A 14528-nucleotide genomic window follows, 5' to 3' on the forward strand; every position below is an offset into this window, starting at 1 on the left:
AACAGCGCTGCGGCGTCGAAGCACTCACGAGGAACCCCTTGCCGCTCCGGGCCTTGATCCGGGCCTTGAGATGAACCTGTCCTTCAGGAGAGCGCGGAGTGGACCAGCCTGGCGACGGCGCCTCCTTCAATCCAGCCTCGAAGCTCGACGGCGTCTCGCGGCGGCAGACGAAACAGATCGAATCTCAAAGCCGGCCGAACGCCGCACTCATTCACGAGACGATCCGTGCCGAGGGTGAGCAGGAACTGGAGCGGCGGTGGTGGGCCATCGTGCTGTCCGGCCTCGCCGCCGGCCTTTCGATGGGATTGTCCCTGATCGTCCAGGGCGAGTTTCACGGGCTGATCTCCGACGAGGCCACCCGGCGCCTGGTGGCGCCGCTCGGCTACACGGTCGGTTTCCTGGTCGTCGTGCTGGGACGGCAGCAGCTCTTCACCGAGAACACGCTGACACCGATCCTGCCGCTATTGCACAACAGAGATCTCGGCACGCTCGGAAGCGTGATCAAACTGTGGGGCCTGGTCCTCGCCTCCAACATTTTGGGAACCTGGGCCGTCGGATCCGTGCTCGCTCACACGAGCATCTTCGAACCGCGCATCGTGGACGCCTTCGTCGATCTCAGCCGCCACACCATCGAGGGCACGTTCGCGACAACCCTCGTCCGGGCGATCTTTGCCGGCTGGCTGATCGCCTTGATGGCGTGGCTTCTTCCGGCCACGAAGGGATCGCGCGCGCACATCATTATCGTGATGACCTATGTGGTCGCGCTCGACCAGTTCGCGCACATCATCGCGGGCTCGGTCGAGTGCGCCTTCCTGGTGCAGAGCGGCCGGGCGTCGCTCTCACAATATGCCTCGGATTTCTTCGTACCGACGCTCCTCGGCAATATTGTGGGCGGAACGACCCTCGTCGCCCTGCTGAACTACGGACAGGTCGCCCCCGAGATCGACGATCACAGGGAATAAAGAGCCTGCACAAAGCTGCCGCCTCGACAGGAACGATGGGTGCGAGCCGAGCTTGCCTCAGCAAATCAACGTGCGAAGTCGGTCAAGCGAGATGCATCACTTGTTCGGGACTGGCAATGACTGACCGTTCTGGGGAAACGTGGTCCTGGGGAAACGTGGAACTTCCCAGGCCCACGTATGTTGTGGGCGATGAATGATGCGGCGGCCAGCACAAGGCGGGGCCGCGATTTCTTGCGCACGATTGCCATCATCGAACTCAGGAGCCGGAAATGAGTCGCGGAATGCCATCGATGACCGCCCTCTTGGGTATGCTCGCGATCGCCGGTTATCAAAATCGGGACAAGCTCGCCGACATGTTTCGCAATGCGACCTCCGGTCAGCCGGCGGGTGCCAAGGATTCCCTGAGCGGCATGCTCGGCAATCTTGGCGGCCTTGTGGGAGGCGGTGGCGTGGGTTCGCTGCTGAATGGCGGGATCGGCGAGTTGCTCGAGCACTTCAAGCAGAACGGACAAGGCGATGCGGCTCAATCCTGGATCAATCAGGGGCCAAACCGCGAAGTCACCCCGCCCGAACTCCAGCAGGCTATCGGTCCGGACGTTCTTCAAAAGCTGGAGCAGCAGACCGGCCTGTCGCAGCAGGAGATCCTCAACCGCTTGTCTCGCGAACTTCCGACGGCCGTGGACAAATACACGCCTGACGGACGTCTCCCGGCGCAATCGGCGGGATAACACTATCGCAAGCCTCGAGGGAGAGACATGAGCATTATCTGGACGATCATCATCGGTTTCATCGCAGGCGTCATCGCGAAGTTCATCATGCCCGGCGACAACGAGCCCTCGGGTTTCATCCTCACCACGATCCTGGGGATAGTGGGTGCGTTCGTTGCGACTTATCTTGGCCAATCTCTGGGCTGGTATCGGCCCGGAGAAGGCGCGGGGCTGGTGGGGGCAGTGGTAGGCGCCATCATCGTGCTTCTCGTCTACGGTTTTGTGGCCGGTCGCAGCCGCAGGGCCATCTAACCACCGCGAACGGAATTCTTCGCGTTAGCGGAGAATTCGCCCGGCGCGAAAGGCGATCGGCACGATGAAATGTATGCTCGTTGTCCTGGTAGGAGGCATGACCCCGGTCAATACCGACCTGGTTTTCGACAAGTTTGCCGATTGCCTTGCCGCCGAGGAGCAGATGCGAAAGCACTATACGGACGCTTTCGAGGCCTGGGACCGATGGGCCGCGGCCAATATCGAACGACGACGCGAATACTCAAAGGTGCGCGACCTCCAGGCCAAACGGCTGCTCAGCAACATCGGTACGTGCGTTCCTCACGCAGGCGGCGAGGCCGCAGCGCCTCAGCAGCCGAGCAATCCGACACCTTCTCCGCAAGCCACACCTGCGCCGCAGCCAAGTCCGAAAACGTGACGTTGAGCCCTTAAGAGCCCCTTGGCAACGCCGCTAACCCGGCACTTTTTGAGGAGATCAGCATGAGCGACAGGACGGGCAATGAACCTGCACCCTTGGTGCTTGTGGGCGTGGTAATCATCCCGATCATTGCAGTATTGGCGTGGTTCGCTTTTTAGCTTTGAGCCTTTTCGCCGATCGCGCGTCATACAGTCGAAGCGTCCCTAAGCTTCACCCCTTTCAGAAAGCCCCGCTTCCCCCGGGCCGGGTTTTCGCTGTCGGCGCTGCATCAACGCACCGAACTTTTCAAGCGCCCTTTTGGCTTGACCACTTTTTCCCGATGCAGCAGCCTAGATATGGGCAGGGTTTTGAGGAGGCACAATTGCCGAAAACCCTAGTGGAATTCAGAGCGCAGAACCTTCGTTTACTTGAGCAGCTTTGTCCGGACGATCCGGGCTACGTTCAGTCATGGATCAGGAAGTTCGACCAACAGAACGGGATCGAGCCTGAAGGTCCTGCGAAGTCCCACCGGGAGCGAGGTGTAGCTTCACCCAGGAAGGCCAGGTCCAGCGACCGAACCAATTGAGCTCGTGGTTGCCTTCGCTCGGCGCCGGACGCTACGGCCAAGAGGCGTTGGGCCAGGCAGCTCGCCGCTTTTTCCGGGGAGCGCTCGCCTTGGCCTTCAACTCACCGCTCGCGGTATTCGACACACGAGCCACACCTCCGAGCGCAGCTGCAAGGACCTCGCGCTGAGCATTTAGCCAATGCATCTCGGCCTCACCGTGCTCACAGCCGTTTTCAAGCCACAGCACCCATGTCTTCGGGCCGGACATTGAAAGCATTGGAGCGGGTGAAGGGAATCGAACCCTCGTATTCAGCTTGGAAGGCTGCTGCTCTACCATTGAGCTACACCCGCGACAGGGGCTCCCTAACACGGCCGGGCGGCGGTCTCAACTGCCCAGGATCAACGGCCCGAGACAGGATCAACTGCCCAAGAGACGGCTTTCCAGCGCCTTCCCGACCTTACGAACAGCCGCTGGTTCCTCCCGCCCCGCCTCCCCTTAACAACACTGGAATTGCCGCCTATATTGATGTCTTCCGCAACCAACGAAAGGAGGTGATCCAGTGTCTTTTACCAAGCGCTGTCACCTCGCTGGGATCGCCCGCTAAGCTTTGAATAAAGGCTTGGCATCGGGGCGCTCTCAGCCCTGGACCAGCGAGCAAGAAATCGGGCGCGACGGGGCCTCCCCGCCGCGCCTTTTTCGTTGGTATCACGCCTGCTGCTCAGGGGGCGTTTCGTCGGCGAGCACCTCGCGGACCCTCAGTGACAGGTCCGCCTTCCGGTACGGCTTCCTCAGCAACGCAACGCCGGAACCGAGATGACCCTCGTGGTCGAGGGCGTGGTCGGTATAGCCCGACGTATAGAGCACCCTCATCCCCGGGCGGAGGCGCCGCACGGCCTCGGCCAGCTCCTGTCCGTTCATGCCGCCGGGCATGATGATGTCGGTGAACAGCAGATCGAATTGGGCGCCCTGCTGCACCAGCGCAAGCGCGGTTGCGCCGTCGCCGGCTGCGAGGGTGCGATAGCCGAGGCTGCCGAGCTGGGCGATGACATAGCCCTGCACCAGCGGATCGTCCTCGACGACGAGAATCGTCTCGTGCCCGCGTGCCGCCGCGGGCGCCTGCAGCGCCCCGGTCCTCGCCTGCGCTCCGCCAGCTGATCGCGGCAGAAACAACCGAATCACGGTGCCGTGGCCTTCCTCACTCTCGATCGCAACGCTGCCGCCGCTCTGCTTGGCGAAGCCGTAGACCATGCTGAGGCCGAGCCCGGTGCCGCGACCGACCCCTTTGGTGGTGAAGAACGGCTCGAACACGCGGTCGCGGATGTCGGCGGGGATGCCATGGCCGGTGTCGGCCACCGCGACCATGATGAAGGCGCCGCGCGCGGCGTCGCCGTCACCAGCACCATCCGCGCCGTCGAATTCGCGGTTTGCGGTCTCGAGCGTCAGCGTGCCGCCGCGAGGCATCGCATCGCGCGCGTTGACGGCGAGATTGATGATCGCCGACGACAGCTGCGACGGATCGGCCATCGCCGGCCAGGCGTTGTCCGCGAGGCGGGTCACGATTTCGATGTTTCCGCCCAGGATCGGCTTCAACAGCTTCGCCGTCTCGAGCACGAGGCCGTTGACGTCGATCTCGCGCGGCTCCAGCGGCTGGCGACGCGCAAAGGTCAAGAGTTGCGAGGTGATCTCCGCGCCTCGCGTCGCCGCATCGTCGATCAGCTGCGCGATCGCGGCGAGGTCGGGCTTGTCCGCCAGCCCCTCCCGGATGATCTCGATAGTGCCGGTGATGACAGTGAGCACGTTGTTGAAGTCATGCGCGACGCCACCGGTGAGCTGGCCGATCGCATCCATCTTCTGCGACTGGCGAAGCCGCTCCTCCGTCTCGTGCTGCTCGGTCAGATCGGTGGCCGAACCACGATACCCCATGAAGCGTCCGTCGGCGCCGAACACCGGCTGGCCGTTGACGCTGAAATGACGCGCGCGGCCAGCCGCATCGCGGCCGCGATACTCGAACTTCCGGAACGGCTCGTGGCGATCCAGCGTCGCCAGGTGACCGCGCCATTTCTGCGGCTCGGCATCGCGGTCGAAGGCGGCATCTGAACGGCGTCTCCCGATCAGCGCCCTCGGGTCCATGCCGAAAGCATCGGCCCGATCTGAAATGTAGGTGAACACGTGATCCGGGCCGGTCTCCCAGAACCAGTCGGATGCGGTCTCGGCATAATCACGGAAGCGCTGCTCGCTCGCGCGGGCGTTCTCCTCGGCGTGCCGCCGGATCTTCAGGTCACGCTCGAGATTCCCATTGGCCTCGCGCAACTCGCCATAGGCATGTTCGAGGTTGGCGCACATCGCGTTGAAGGCAACGACCACCTTGTCCAGCTCGTCGGCCTCGTCAGGCGGCCGGCGCTCCAGGCGCAGCGGCGGCGGCGGCCGTCCGAGGCTATATTTGCCGACGTACTCGGCGATGGAGCCGAGATGCCGCGTCACCAGCAGATGAAACATGTAGATGATGAACAACGAGACGAGGAACGTCTTTGCCGCCTGGCTCGCCAGAATGACGAGGGCCCTGTTCAGCAAGTGCTGATAGACGTCGGTCAGCGTTGCCTCGACCCGGAGCGTGCCGATGGCGCGCGAGGTCCCCTGCACCATGGTGGTCAGCGGAAATTCCCGGGTCATGATCGAACGGGTGTTTCGCTCGCCGACTTCGACGCGGATCGGATCGGGCCGATCGGCGATCTCGCGGACCTCCGCCGAGCGGATGTCAGGCAGGCGCAGAATGCCATTGAGCTGGAGCTTGAGCTGGTTCTGGTCGAGATTCCACAGGCTCTCTCCGAGGCTGCCCGTGGTGCTGCGGCCGATCTCGTCCAGCCGCGTCTCGATCAGTCCGACCTCACGATTGTAATCCAGATAGAGCTGGAGCGCGGTCAGGGTCAGCGTCACGACCGATGAGAACAGCAGCACGGCGGCAAGCAGCCGGGGCCCGACGCCGCTGCGCGACCAGTTGAAGATCCGCGCCAGGAGCGCCCCGAACATCGGAGGCGCGAGCGCGGCACCAATGCCGGTCAAATCCTGCTTCGCAGCCACCGGCGTAATGGCGCGGGCGCGCTTGATATCATCGTCACCTGCGTTGCCCATGCACCACGTCCCCGAAAATGGCGGCGCCTGCTCAGCCTACCGGTCGCAGCCGCGAGCAAAGTGTACGGTGAGGCGCTGCCTCAGAGGCGATACGCGTGGCGATCCTGTCGGCCCTTGATCCTGTCGGCCCTTGGGCGGCCTGAGTTCGACGGGGTCATATCTTGCGCCCAGCAGCAGGATTCCCCGGCAAACTACCACCTCGCGTGCTAGAATGACATCGGTGAAAGTCCGGAGCCGCCGGCACAGCGCGAACGCGCTGCAAACGTTGCGGACCGGTGCAGCTGCCATCTCCGGTAGATCGCGCAGCACCGGAATCCGATGGTAGCAGGGCACGCCCAAGAGGCATGGCCAGGGAGATGCCTCATGAGGCGGATAGTCGTGGTCTGCCTGTTGCTGCTCGCGGCAGGCCCGTCGCAGGCGCAAGAGGTCATCCGGCTGGCACGCATCGCCGATATCCCCGATCAATATGTCGGCGGCGAGATGATCCGCGCCGTCTATGCCAGGCTGAACATCAAGCTCGAATTCGAGGATGTCCCGGGCAAGCGCGCGCTCGCGCTATCGAGCACCGGCCAGGTCGACGGCGAGGTCCAGCGGATCGGAACGCTGTCTCGCGACTACCCGACGCTGATCCAGGTGACACCCGCGATTAATTACATCGAGCCCGCTGTCTTCACCACGAAACTGCAGTTCGACGTCGCCGGTTGGAATTCAATCAGGGACTACAGCATCGGCATCGTACGCGGCGTCGGCTCTTCGGAAGCCGGTACGCGCGGCATGACCCGGGTCACGGCGACCACAAGCCTCGACAACATGGTCAAGATGCTCGATGCCGACCGCTTCGACGTGATGGTCACCGACCTCTTCAGCGGGTTGGCTGCGGTGAGGAAACTCAATCTCCAGGCCAGGATCCACCCGCTCTCACCGCCCCTCGAGCGCATCAGCATCTACCACCATCTGCATGAGCGGCATCGCGATCTCGTGCCGAAGGTCGGAAAGATGATCGAGCAGATGGAGGCGAGCGGCGAACTTGCCCGGTTGCGGGAAACGCTGATCAAGCAGGTGCTGAGCGGGATGTGACACGCGGTCAGTTCGCGCGAGTCCGCTCCCGCACCGCAACCGCCGCGATCAACAGCCCGACGCACCAGGCCATGGCCGCCCGCGGCGGCTCGCTGCCGAGAAGCACGGTGAAGATGCCCGCAAGCAGGCATGGCGCGATCGCCTTGCCGGACCTGCTCGCGAGCGAGAGCAGGAACGGTATCGCGGCGATCGATATCTGCACGACGCTCATTGTCGCAGGCTGTTTTGCAAGCGTCGGGCTTAGAAGCCGCAAACGCTCATTGCACGCGGCCGCTTGCCGCGCCGGCTCTCGACGATGCGCTCGCCGCCGCTCTCGGCCGAGCTGCCGTAATAGCGATGGTGGCCGCTCTGGTCGTGCAGATCCGCACCATCCGACTTTCCCGCCCGACGCGCGTCGCAGATGATCTTGCAGATGATCTTGATGGTCGACATGGCCGCCTCCGAAGTGTTCTTGGTGGCAATCAGTCGCGTCGATTTCGGGCGGCGTTCACACCTTTCGGCCGCAATCGGGTTTCGGGAAGGTTTCGTCGCCCCACCCGGCGACGCAATATTTTCCCCGACCCCGTTGTCGGCTGCGACGGTGGTGATACGTCCTTCGGACGCGCGCAGCGAGAATCAACGAGGTGACGAATGCTTTACGCCATCCTGGCCTATCACGTGGAAGACGAGATCTTGTCCTGGACGCCCGAGAAGGACGCCGCGGTCGTGGCCAAAGTCATCGAGGTTCAGGCGCCCCTCCGGGCAAGCGGGCATTTCGGCCCGGCCGCCCGCCTGGACGAGACCCGAAAGGCCCGCACCTTGCGTGGCCCCGGCGCGGGCGTCGTGCTGGACGGCCCGTTTGCCGAGACCAAGGAGCAGCTCCTGGGCTTCCACCTCGTCGAATACGACACGGACGAGGAGGCGATCGCGGCCGCGCGGACCCTGCGCCAGGTCAATCCGTCAGCGGTCTACGAAATCCGCCCGGTCAAGCTTTACGTGCCGGCCGACGGGTTTGGCGCGACGCCCTCCGGCGAATGAGCGGCAGGCCTAATTGTTCGGCCCGGTCGGCCCGACATAGAAGCGCTGTATCAGCAGCCCGCCGAAGGCGATGAACCATACGAACGGCGCGACCTGCGGCGCGAACGCCGCAACGACCGTGCCCGGGATGAACACCAGCAGCGGAAACAGCGAGGCCATGATCTCATGGCGCCAGCCGCCCAGGATCCTCCACCACAGCCAGGCATTGAGGCCGGCGATCGCGGTCAGGTGCAGGCCGTAGAGCACGGCGACCGCACTGCTCACGGGGTAGTTGGTGTAGAGGCCGTTGGTCACCGGCAGCAGCACGATCGAGAGCAGGAAGAACAGATTGAGGATCACCGCGCCGCGGCTGCCGACGGGCTGGCGCGCCAGCCGCCGGTGATGGCTGATCCAGAACACGCCGGCGATGATGAAGCTGAGCGCAAGACCCGCGAGCTTGCCGGAATAGACCCGGGCGAGATCGTTCCAGTCCGGCGCGCTGCTGAACACCGCGGCCCTGGGCAGATCGTAGGCGAGCAGCGTCATGGCGACGCCAAAGATGGTGTTGCTGAGCGATTCCAGCCGCCGCATCTCGAACTGGTCGGATTTGAGCTCGGTCATGCCGGGTGGCGCTTTTTTGGAATGGAACCTTGGGCCGTCTCTTCCCTGGGTCTTAACATCGGTCCCGTCCAGACGCATTGCGATTCGCAACGGGATCGCCGACTCTGGCTGTTTCACCGGGGCGATTCGTGGCGACATATCTGGACACGCTCAATGCGGAGCAACGCCGCGCCGTGGAGCATGGCGTGGCCGATGGCGCGACCGTGGGCGCGCCCCTGCTCGTCATCGCCGGTGCGGGCTCCGGCAAGACCAATACGCTGGCCCATCGCGTCGCGCATTTGATCGTCGCGGGGAGCGATCCGCGCCGCATCCTCCTGATGACGTTTTCGCGCCGCGCAGCGGCCGAGATGGCCGGCCGGGTCGAGCGCATCGCCCGAAAAGTGCTCGGCGAGAACAACGCCGCGATCATGCGCGACGCGCTCAGCTGGGCCGGCACGTTCCACGGCATCGGCGCACGGTTGCTGCGCGAATATGCCGAGCGGATCGGCGTCGATCCTGCCTTCACCATCCACGACCGCGAGGATTCCGCCGACCTGATGAACCTGGTCCGGCACGAGCGCGGATTGTCGAAGACGGAGAGCCGCTTTCCCGCCAAGGGCACATGCCTGTCGATCTACTCGCGCTGCGTCAATGCCGAGATGGAGATCGAGAAGGTGTTGGGGGTGCACTATCCCTGGTGCGCAGGCTGGGCGGCCGAGCTGAAGGGCCTGTTCGCAGCCTATGTCGAGGCCAAGCAGGCCCAGCACGTGCTCGATTACGACGACCTCCTGCTCTACTGGTCGCAGATGATGAGCGATGCGCTGATCGCGGAAGAAATCGGCGGCCGCTTCGATCACGTCTTGGTCGACGAATATCAGGACACCAACCGGCTGCAATCCTCGATCCTGCTGGCGCTGAAGCCGGACGGTCGCGGCCTCACCGTCGTCGGCGACGACGCGCAGTCGATCTATTCGTTCCGCGCCGCCACTGTCCGCAACATCCTGGATTTTCCGCAGAGCTTCTCGCCCCGAGCCGAGATGATCACGCTCGACCGCAACTACCGCTCGACGCAACCCGTGCTGGCGGCGGCCAACGGCGTCATCGGCCTGGCGCGCGAGCGCTTCACAAAAAACCTCTGGACCGACCGCGCCGGCACGCAAAAACCACAGCTCGTCACCGTGCACGACGAGGCCGACCAGGCCCGCTACATCGTCGAGGAGGTGCTGGCCAATCGCGAGCAAGGCGCGCTCTTGAAGCACCAGGCGGTGCTGTTCCGGACGTCCTCGCATTCCGGCCCGCTGGAGATCGAGCTGACCCGCCGCAACATCCCGTTCGTGAAATTCGGCGGGCTGAAATTCCTCGATGCCGCGCACGTCAAGGACGTGCTGGCGCTGCTGCGCTTTGCCGAAAACCCACGCGACCGCGTCGCGGGATTTCGCATCCTGCATCTCTTGCCCGGCATCGGACCTGCGACGGCGCAGCGCGTGCTCGACCAGATGGCGGAGAGCTCCGATCCGCTGGCTGTGCTCGGCCAGCTCCCGGTGCCGCCGCGCACCGGCGCGGACTGGACCGACTTCGTCCGCACGATCGAAAATTTGCGCTATTCGGAATGGCCGACTGACCTCGAACGCGTGCGGCTCTGGTACGAACCGCATCTCGATCGCCTCCACGAGGATTCCGAGACGCGCCGCGCCGATCTGATGCAGCTCGAGCAGATCGCGAGCGGCTATGCCTCGCGCGAGAAATTCCTGACCGAGCTCACGCTCGATCCGCCGGATGCGACCAGCGACAAATCCGGACCACCCTTGCGCGACGAGGACTATCTGATCCTCTCCACCATCCACTCCGCCAAGGGCCAGGAGTGGAAATCGGTATTCGTGCTCAACGTCGTCGACGGCTGCATGCCGTCGGATCTCGGCGCCGGCACCAGCGCCGAGCTCGAGGAGGAACGCCGCCTGCTCTATGTCGCGATGACGCGCGCCAAGGACGATCTGCACCTCGTGGTGCCGCAGCGCTTCTTCGTCCACGGCCAGGCCGCCAAGGGCGACCGCCACGTCTACGCCTCGCGCACCCGCTTCATCCCGGAGCCGCTCGTCTATCTGTTCGAGCGCACAGCCTGGCCAAAGGCCGGCGCAAGCTCAGCGCGCACTGCCGCGCAAGGGCCAAAGGTCGACATCGGCGCGCGGATGCGCGGGATGTGGCGGTAGGCCGACAAACGGAAACCGAGCATTTCCGAAAGCCACCTTGTCGCGCGGCTGCGGTCCCTTAAATGCGATCGATCCTCCCGCAGAGACCTCAGCAATGACCGCACCGCTCGAATTCGGACTGGACACCTTTGGCGACGTCACCAGGGACGCCTCCGGCGCGATGCTTCCGCACGCACAGGTGATCCGCAACGTCGTCGACGAGGCGGTGCTGGCCGACGACCTCGGCCTCGATTTCATCGGCCTCGGCGAGCATCACCGCGCCGACTTCGCGATCTCCTCCCCTGAGACCGTGCTGGCCGCCATCGCGTCGCGGACCAGGCGCATCCATCTCGGCTCGGCCGTGACGGTGCTGAGCTCGGACGATCCGATCCGCGTCTTCCAGCGCTTTGCCACGCTGGACGCGCTCTCGAACGGGCGCGCCGAGGTGATCCTCGGCCGCGGCTCGTTCACGGAGTCCTTTCCACTGTTCGGTTTCGACCTGCGGGCTTACGAAGCGCTGTTCGAGGAGAAGCTCGATCTGTTCGTAGCCCTGCTGTCGCAGGAGCCGGTGACCTGGGAAGGCAAGCTGCGTCCGCCACTGAAGGGGCAGCTGGTCTATCCCCCGGTCGAGAACGGCACGCTGAAGACCTGGATCGGCGTCGGCGGCAGTCCGCAATCGGTGGTGCGCGCCGCGCATTACGACCTGCCCTTGATGCTCGCGATCATCGGCGGCGATCCCTCGCGCTTCGCGCCCTTCGTCGATCTCTATCGCCGCGCGTTCAGGGAGTTCGGCCGCCCGGCACAGCCGATCGGCGTGCACTCGCCCGGCTATGTCGCCGAGACCGATGAGCAGGCGCGCGAGGAGCTGTGGCCCGACTACAAGGCGATGCGCGACCGCATCGGCAAGGAACGCGGCTGGCCACCGATGGGCCGCGACGAATTCGTGAGCGAGGCCGAGCACGGTTCGCTCTATGTCGGCTCGCCGGAGACCGTCGCGCGCAAGATCGCCAGAACCGCAAAGGCACTCGGCATTTCGCGCTTTCAACTGAAGTATTCAGCGGGCCCGCTGCCGCATGGGAAGCTGATGAAGAGCATCGAGCTCTACGGGGGGAAGGTGGTGCCGATGGTGCGGGAGATGATGGGGTGACTTGCGCTCTGAGCCAGTCCGCCTGCGCCCTCCGGGCTACGGCGCGACAGCCTTCGCTAACTTCGCGCCATGACCATCGGTGCCGGCTTGCCGAGCCGTAGCTCGCGAAGCGAGCGAAGGCTGGTGGGGGAGGCAGGACTCGAACCTGCGAAGCCATAAGGCGGCTGATTTACAGTCAGCTCCCTTTGCCACTCGGGACACTCCCCCGCTCGACGGCAGCACAATCGGGCCGGACCTTGCCGGCGACCGAAGACGGCCATGGAACGTGAAGGCCGCGACAGCCCGGATGGGGGCGCGACCGGGCGCGGTTATCGGCGAAGCGGTGGGGTAAAGTCAACCGAGGCGAACAGCTAAAATCGCCCCCGAAGCTACCCAAATTGCCATATTCCGGGACCCGTGACACAAGCGAGCCCATGAAGGATCGAAAATTCAACCCGAGGGGCCCCCGCGGTGGGTCTAAGCCCTTCAACAGGCCCGGAAAATCGGCCGGCCGCCCGGTCCGGCGCGATCGCGATTCGGACACCGACGGGCCTGTCATCCTCTACGGCTGGCACACCGTCACCATGGCGCTCGCCAACCCCCAGCGGCAGATCCGCAAGCTGACGCTGACCGAGAACGCCGCAAGGCGTCTGGCGGACGAGGACATCGCGATCCCGGTCACGCCCGAGATCGTCCGGCCCCAGGAGATCGACCGGCTGCTGTCGCCCGACGCCGTGCACCAGGGCCTGCTCGCCGAGGCCGATCCCCTGCCCTCGCCAGACATCGAGGATCTGGAGCAGGACGGCATCGTGCTGGTGCTCGACCAGATCACCGATCCGCACAATGTCGGCGCGATCCTGCGCTCGGCGGCGGCGTTTGCGGTGAAGGCGATCGTCACCACGGCGCGCCACAGTCCGGAAGCGACCGGCGTGCTGGCCAAGGCCGCCTCCGGCGCGCTGGAGCTCGTCCCGATGGTGACGGTGCAAAACCTCGCCCGCGCACTGACCACGCTGAACGAGCTCGGCTTCCAGACTGTCGGGCTGGACAGTGAAGGCAGCGCGGATCTCTCGGACGTCACGCTGCGCGAGCCGCTCGCGCTGGTGCTGGGCGCGGAAGGCAAGGGCCTGCGGCAATTGACGCGCGAGACCTGCAGCGTCGTGGCGCGGCTCGACATGCCCGGCGAGATCAAGAGCCTCAACGTCTCGAATGCCGCCGTGCTCTCGCTCTATGTCGGCGCGAGCCGTCTCGGGCTGATGAAGCGGTAACAACACAAAAGAAAACGCCCGTCCGCATCGCGGACGGGCGTTTCGTTGGCTCAACCGATCAAGCGATCAGTAATAGCGGCGCAGCACGCGGTGGCCGCCATAGTACGGCGCGTGGCGCGGAGCGTAGCCGTAGCGCGGACCGTAGCCGTAATGCGTGCGCGGCAGATAGCCGGCGCGTGGGCCGTAGCCGTAGCGATACGGACGGTAATACGGGCGGCGGTAGGGATAGGCGGCCGGGGCTTCGACGGCGGCGGCGCGATAGCCATAGCCGTTGCCGTAACCATAGCCACGGCCGTAGCCGTAATTGGCGGGCGCAACCACCGCGTCTTCACGATAGGTCGGATACGGCGCGAAGGCGCCCGGGCCGGTATAGGTCGGGCCCTGGTTGACGTGATAATATTGCGTGGTGGGCTCGGCGAGGCGCTCATAGGCGCCATAACCGTAGCCGTAGCCGGCCCCATAACCGCCGCAGCCGGTGTTGCAGCCGGAATAGACCGGCGCGACCGGCTGGCACGGATCGAAGCCGCAGGCCGCGGCGGGCGCGGTGGCGGCGAACATCGCGGCAGCCGCCGCGACCAGTCCCGAAATCATCTGACGCATTACTCTCTCCTGTTGATTTCCGTTTTTTGGATTTTGTCGTTTCTTAACCCGGCGGCCTGCCGGGTATCTCTGCACGCGGCCGCGGCCGAGGACGCCGCGGATGGTCGTTGATCTCAGGCGCAAGGATCACCGGCGGCGGATTGACGGGCACGTCCATCTGCGGCGGCAGCGGCGCCGATTGCGCGCCCCAGCTTTGGTAATAGCCTTCGGCGGGCTTGGGCAATTTGCGGTTCGCGGGCGGCTCGACCTCGAGCCGGCCATAGCCGGGCCGCAGGCCCAGCGTCGGGTAGTAATGGCCGACGTCCGTGGGCTGGCGCTCGGCGACATAGCGGCCGCCATAGATCGTGGGCTGCACCTGAACGTTCTTCCCCAGACCCCAGGTCCCCTCGATCACGGCATAGGACGCGTCGATGTTGTTGATGATGATGGGCACGCCCGGACGGCCGGGGACGACGATATCGAAGCCGCCGCCGGCAAACGCCGTCGCGGGCAGTCCGATCAGAAAGGCGGCGAGCGCAGATGCGCGCATGAGGGGATCCCATTTATCCGGCGACAACCTACCCGATGGCGGCGCAGAGAGGGTTAAGGGCCTCTCACCAATTGCCGGTAAGCCTAATGTGTAAGGA

The 14528-nt window shown here is 64.7% G+C and carries 16 protein-coding genes and 2 tRNA genes; 9 read left to right on the forward strand and 9 right to left on the reverse strand.

The features are described 5' to 3' along the window. Positions 1-98: 98 nt before the first annotated feature. The 4 genes from BRA471DRAFT_RS23420 to BRA471DRAFT_RS23435 all read left to right on the forward strand — a co-directional run bounded on the left by BRA471DRAFT_RS23420 (position 99) and on the right by BRA471DRAFT_RS23435 (position 2378). Positions 99-962 (forward strand): formate/nitrite transporter family protein, encoded by an 864-nt coding sequence (locus BRA471DRAFT_RS23420; protein ID WP_007611686.1) that lies wholly within the window; start codon positions 99-101, stop codon positions 960-962. 269 nt (positions 963-1231) lie between these two features. Next, positions 1232-1690 carry a YidB family protein gene (locus tag BRA471DRAFT_RS23425; RefSeq protein ID WP_007611687.1) on the forward strand — a complete coding sequence of 153 codons (459 nt, stop codon included), beginning with the start codon at positions 1232-1234 and terminating at the stop codon, positions 1688-1690. Positions 1691-1717: 27 nt separating this feature from the next. Next, positions 1718-1981, forward strand: a complete 264-nt coding sequence (locus tag BRA471DRAFT_RS23430; RefSeq protein WP_007611688.1) for a GlsB/YeaQ/YmgE family stress response membrane protein — start codon at positions 1718-1720, stop codon at positions 1979-1981. Between the two features lie 64 nt (positions 1982-2045). Continuing rightward, positions 2046-2378 carry a hypothetical protein gene (locus BRA471DRAFT_RS23435; protein WP_007611689.1) on the forward strand — a complete coding sequence of 111 codons (333 nt, stop codon included), beginning with the start codon at positions 2046-2048 and terminating at the stop codon, positions 2376-2378. A 596-nt stretch (positions 2379-2974) separates the two neighbouring features. Here BRA471DRAFT_RS23435 and BRA471DRAFT_RS40415 read toward each other — a convergent pair. The 3 genes from BRA471DRAFT_RS40415 to BRA471DRAFT_RS23450 form a co-directional block, all read right to left on the reverse strand. Beyond that, positions 2975-3199, reverse strand: coding sequence for a DUF2934 domain-containing protein (locus BRA471DRAFT_RS40415; RefSeq protein WP_083843267.1), 225 nt, complete (start codon positions 3197-3199; stop codon positions 2975-2977). Continuing rightward, a tRNA-Gly gene (locus BRA471DRAFT_RS23445) sits at positions 3200-3273 on the reverse strand. A gap of 355 nt (positions 3274-3628) precedes the next feature. Further along, positions 3629-6052, reverse strand: a complete 2424-nt coding sequence (locus tag BRA471DRAFT_RS23450) for an ATP-binding protein (RefSeq protein WP_007611698.1) — start codon at positions 6050-6052, stop codon at positions 3629-3631. 363 nt (positions 6053-6415) lie between these two features. Here BRA471DRAFT_RS23450 and BRA471DRAFT_RS23455 point away from each other — a divergent pair, with 363 nt between their 5' ends. After that, positions 6416-7129 carry an ABC transporter substrate-binding protein gene (locus tag BRA471DRAFT_RS23455; protein ID WP_007611700.1) on the forward strand — a complete coding sequence of 238 codons (714 nt, stop codon included), beginning with the start codon at positions 6416-6418 and terminating at the stop codon, positions 7127-7129. A gap of 7 nt (positions 7130-7136) precedes the next feature. On the opposite strand, the gene BRA471DRAFT_RS23460 is transcribed toward BRA471DRAFT_RS23455, so the two are convergent. Together BRA471DRAFT_RS23460 and BRA471DRAFT_RS23465 are read right to left on the reverse strand one after the other, a co-directional pair. Then, the gene (locus BRA471DRAFT_RS23460) at positions 7137-7340 is read right to left on the reverse strand and encodes a hypothetical protein (RefSeq protein ID WP_007611701.1); all 204 of its coding nucleotides are present in this window, start codon (positions 7338-7340) and stop codon (positions 7137-7139) included. A gap of 29 nt (positions 7341-7369) precedes the next feature. After that, a complete protein-coding gene (locus BRA471DRAFT_RS23465) occupies positions 7370-7561 on the reverse strand; it encodes a hypothetical protein (protein ID WP_007611702.1) in 192 nt (63 codons plus the stop codon). A 198-nt stretch (positions 7562-7759) separates the two neighbouring features. Here BRA471DRAFT_RS23465 and BRA471DRAFT_RS23470 point away from each other — a divergent pair, with 198 nt between their 5' ends. Beyond that, a complete protein-coding gene (locus tag BRA471DRAFT_RS23470) occupies positions 7760-8146 on the forward strand; it encodes a YciI family protein (RefSeq protein WP_007611703.1) in 387 nt (128 codons plus the stop codon). Positions 8147-8155: 9 nt separating this feature from the next. Here BRA471DRAFT_RS23470 and BRA471DRAFT_RS23475 read toward each other — a convergent pair whose 3' ends face one another. After that, a complete protein-coding gene (locus tag BRA471DRAFT_RS23475) occupies positions 8156-8746 on the reverse strand; it encodes a TMEM175 family protein (RefSeq protein WP_007611704.1) in 591 nt (196 codons plus the stop codon). Between the two features lie 128 nt (positions 8747-8874). Between BRA471DRAFT_RS23475 and BRA471DRAFT_RS23480 the strand changes: the two genes are divergently transcribed. Further along, positions 8875-10932, forward strand: a complete 2058-nt coding sequence (locus tag BRA471DRAFT_RS23480; RefSeq protein WP_007611705.1) for an ATP-dependent helicase — start codon at positions 8875-8877, stop codon at positions 10930-10932. Positions 10933-11026: 94 nt separating this feature from the next. Further along, the gene (locus tag BRA471DRAFT_RS23485) at positions 11027-12058 is read left to right on the forward strand and encodes an LLM class flavin-dependent oxidoreductase (RefSeq protein ID WP_007611707.1); all 1032 of its coding nucleotides are present in this window, start codon (positions 11027-11029) and stop codon (positions 12056-12058) included. 121 nt (positions 12059-12179) lie between these two features. On the opposite strand, the gene BRA471DRAFT_RS23490 is transcribed toward BRA471DRAFT_RS23485, so the two are convergent. Further along, a tRNA-Tyr gene (locus BRA471DRAFT_RS23490) sits at positions 12180-12265 on the reverse strand. 206 nt (positions 12266-12471) lie between these two features. On the opposite strand from BRA471DRAFT_RS23490, the gene rlmB reads away from it, so the two are divergent. Next, positions 12472-13302 carry a 23S rRNA (guanosine(2251)-2'-O)-methyltransferase RlmB gene (rlmB, locus tag BRA471DRAFT_RS23495; RefSeq protein ID WP_007611710.1) on the forward strand — a complete coding sequence of 277 codons (831 nt, stop codon included), beginning with the start codon at positions 12472-12474 and terminating at the stop codon, positions 13300-13302. A gap of 66 nt (positions 13303-13368) precedes the next feature. Here the strand turns inward: rlmB and BRA471DRAFT_RS23500 are convergent, their stop codons facing one another. Beyond that, positions 13369-13902, reverse strand: coding sequence for a hypothetical protein (locus BRA471DRAFT_RS23500; RefSeq protein WP_007611712.1), 534 nt, complete (start codon positions 13900-13902; stop codon positions 13369-13371). Between the two features lie 43 nt (positions 13903-13945). Beyond that, positions 13946-14431 (reverse strand): hypothetical protein, encoded by a 486-nt coding sequence (locus tag BRA471DRAFT_RS23505; protein WP_007611715.1) that lies wholly within the window; start codon positions 14429-14431, stop codon positions 13946-13948. Positions 14432-14528: the final 97 nt, after the last annotated feature.

It is taken from the genome of Bradyrhizobium sp. WSM471, assembly GCF_000244915.1.
In the GTDB taxonomy this organism is placed as follows: domain Bacteria; phylum Pseudomonadota; class Alphaproteobacteria; order Rhizobiales; family Xanthobacteraceae; genus Bradyrhizobium.